This is a genomic window from Collinsella sp. D33t1_170424_A12, from assembly GCF_015554865.1.
In the GTDB taxonomy this organism is placed as follows: domain Bacteria; phylum Actinomycetota; class Coriobacteriia; order Coriobacteriales; family Coriobacteriaceae; genus Collinsella.
This window is the reverse complement of the sequence record NZ_JADNJJ010000124.1, coordinates 1-2548: the sequence shown is the minus strand read 5'-3', so window position 1 is coordinate 2548 and position 2548 is coordinate 1. Positions and strand designations below refer to the sequence as shown.

Below are 2548 nucleotides of genomic sequence, written 5' to 3'. Positions count from 1 at the left end.
TTGCTGGCGCCGGGCTTGCTCGTATCAGACGCCCCATCGCCGGGCTTGGCTGCGGGGACCGTCACCGTGATGGTAGCAACGTTGGAGTCCACGCTTTTGCCTGCAGCGTTGGTGATGCGGCAGAAGTAGGACTGCGAGCCCGTCTTGGATGTGTCTACGGGCATATTGGCGGTCTTCACGCCGGTCGAGCTAACGGCATCGCCGGACGTACGGAACCATTCGTAGGAGAGGGCGCCCACGCCGTCGTCGGCCTTGGCCGTCACGGCGAGATCGGCGGCTGCTGCGTTTTGCTCGTACGTGGCGCTTGCGGGCTGAGCGGTGATGGCGGGAAGGATGACCGTCGGGGCGTACACGAGCGGGGCCTTCATATCCTTGGCCTGGGCGTCGTTGTCGGATGCGGCGAACGGGGTGGAGAAGTCGCCTGCCTTGATGTAGGCGCGCATCTCGTCGAGGAGCTTGTCGCACTTGCGATAGGTCTGCTCGACCATCACCTTGTGCGCGCAGTTGGCGAGTTCGCCACGCTTCTCTGCGGGCGTCGCCTGCATGACGGCGTCGACGAGCTCGTGCTGTGCGATGATCTGCTTCTGCAGGGCGTCGAGGTAGGCGCGCGTTCCCGCAGCCATGGATTCACGGTTGTTGTAGGCGAGCGTGTTGATATCGATCAGCACGTAGTCGATGGAGCCTTCGGGTTCCTCCTCCATGGCGTATTCGGTCTTGTTTTCAATCTCCCAGAAGTTGCCCGTGCCGCTGTGGCTTGTATCCTGGTTCACGTCCTTGAAGTACGGGGAGGCCTCGGTGAGCAGGGCCGAGTAGAACGGCATGGCGACCGAGAACTCGGTGGGAGCCATGGTTTCCCACTGGACCGTCGCGATATCCGCGGGCAGGTCGTCGCGGATCTCGAACATATGCCCTTCCATCTGCCACTGCTTGCCGATGGCATCGACGGCGGGGTTCAGGTCGGCGTTGAGGTTGTCGGTCTGCTCGCCGCGTGCGGCATGTGCGCGTACGATGGTGAACGTGGACATATCCTTCAGGCCGGGGGTGAAGAACAGCTCGGGCTCGGTGATCTTCGTGATGCCCTCGCGCCAGACGCTGCCGTCTCCGTTGAGCTGCTTGCCCCACTCGTAGGAGTCCTTGGCAAGCGGGGCCCCGAAGTATGCGCGTCCCTGGCCATAGCGGTTGTTCTGCCCGATGCCCTGGGATGCGTCATCGGCTCCGTAGGTGGCGGCGATATCGGGGGTCTTGCCGTCCGCCTTGTACTTCAGCAGGTCGCCAGGGGTGGTAAGCAGCCCCTCGGAGTGGAGGCAGACCGTGGGGTCGTTGAGGTCGACATCGAAGCGAAGGTTGCTCATGTTGGGATTGACCGAGACCTTGTCCTCGGGCATCTGCATGGCCAGCCATTCGTGGCCGGAGAGAACCATGAACAGCCAGGATTCGTTGACGTCGGAGATGGTGAGCTGGTCGCAGGTGAGCGCGCCGTACTCGCTTACAAGTCGCCCGATCAGCTCGACGCCCTCGCGAGCGGTCTTGCTTTCGCCGAGGATGATGCTCACATAGTTGTACTCGCCGATGCCGGACTCCTCGTTAAGGGGATCGATCGCGGCGATCTGGTCGTTATAGTCGGTGCTCAACGTTGCCGAAGCCGAAACGCCTTGCTCGTTGATGCCCGCGGCGCTATAGGCGTCTCCGCGGCCCTCCCAGTAGGCCTTGGCATCGCGAATGAAGGTGTATCGATACGAGGTCTTATCAGACGTCCAGGAGAACGAGGACTCACCGGACGAATAGGTGGTATTAGCCTGCGGCTGGGAAACGCCGAAGGTCTTGAAATAGCGGGTGCCGCCGTCTTCGTTGCGGCCTACGAAGCGGTTTCCAGAGGCGGTGTACTGGGCGGGCACCCAGAACTGGGTACATGCCAGCGCATCGAGGGGCAGTGCGGTCAGCATGGCGGCGCCGGCGGCGAAGCCGCATGCGACCATCTTGAAGCGCGGTGACCAGGTGAACGGGATACGTGTTGGCATGACGCCCTCCTTCCGCAGCCGCATGATACGGGTCGATGGTTTTGCATACGCACGGCTGCAAGCTGAATACTAGGAAGGAACGGCATGCGGTTCAATTAGAAAGGTACCAAACGGTATGTTGAGACGCCGGCAATCTGCAGGCGGCTGCTTTTCCGTGATGAGCGGCTTCAGGGAGCAACACACCGATTATATGGGATTTCAGCAGGTAAACGTGGTTGCAGAGCGCTGCCGGCACTATAGGCGAGAAGGGCGGACCGTTGTTGTGTTCGGGGGCGGGGCGTGAAAAGGAGCCGGAAACCGCAATAAAAAAGACGCCCGAAGGCGTCTTGAAAATTCTGGAGGCGAAGCCCGGATTCGAACCGGGGGTAAAGGCTTTGCAGGCCTCTGCCTTACCACTTGGCCACTTCGCCATTATGCAAAGGGCCGATCGAAGAGTCGGCCCTCAAGCAAGCAATGGAGCGGACAACGGGGCTCGAACCCGCGACCCCAACCTTGGCAAGGTTGTGCTCTACCAACTGAGCCATGTCCGC

The 2548-nt window shown here is 61.4% G+C and carries 1 protein-coding gene and 2 tRNA genes; all 3 read right to left on the bottom strand.

What is annotated here, in order from left to right:
- The coding region (locus tag I2E26_RS05455) for a C69 family dipeptidase (RefSeq protein ID WP_195419917.1) at window positions 1-2018 on the bottom strand (2018 nt) is incomplete at its 3' end.
- Between the two features lie 336 nt (window positions 2019-2354).
- A tRNA-Cys gene (locus tag I2E26_RS05450) sits at window positions 2355-2428 on the bottom strand.
- A 44-nt stretch (window positions 2429-2472) separates the two neighbouring features.
- A tRNA-Gly gene (locus I2E26_RS05445) sits at window positions 2473-2548 on the bottom strand.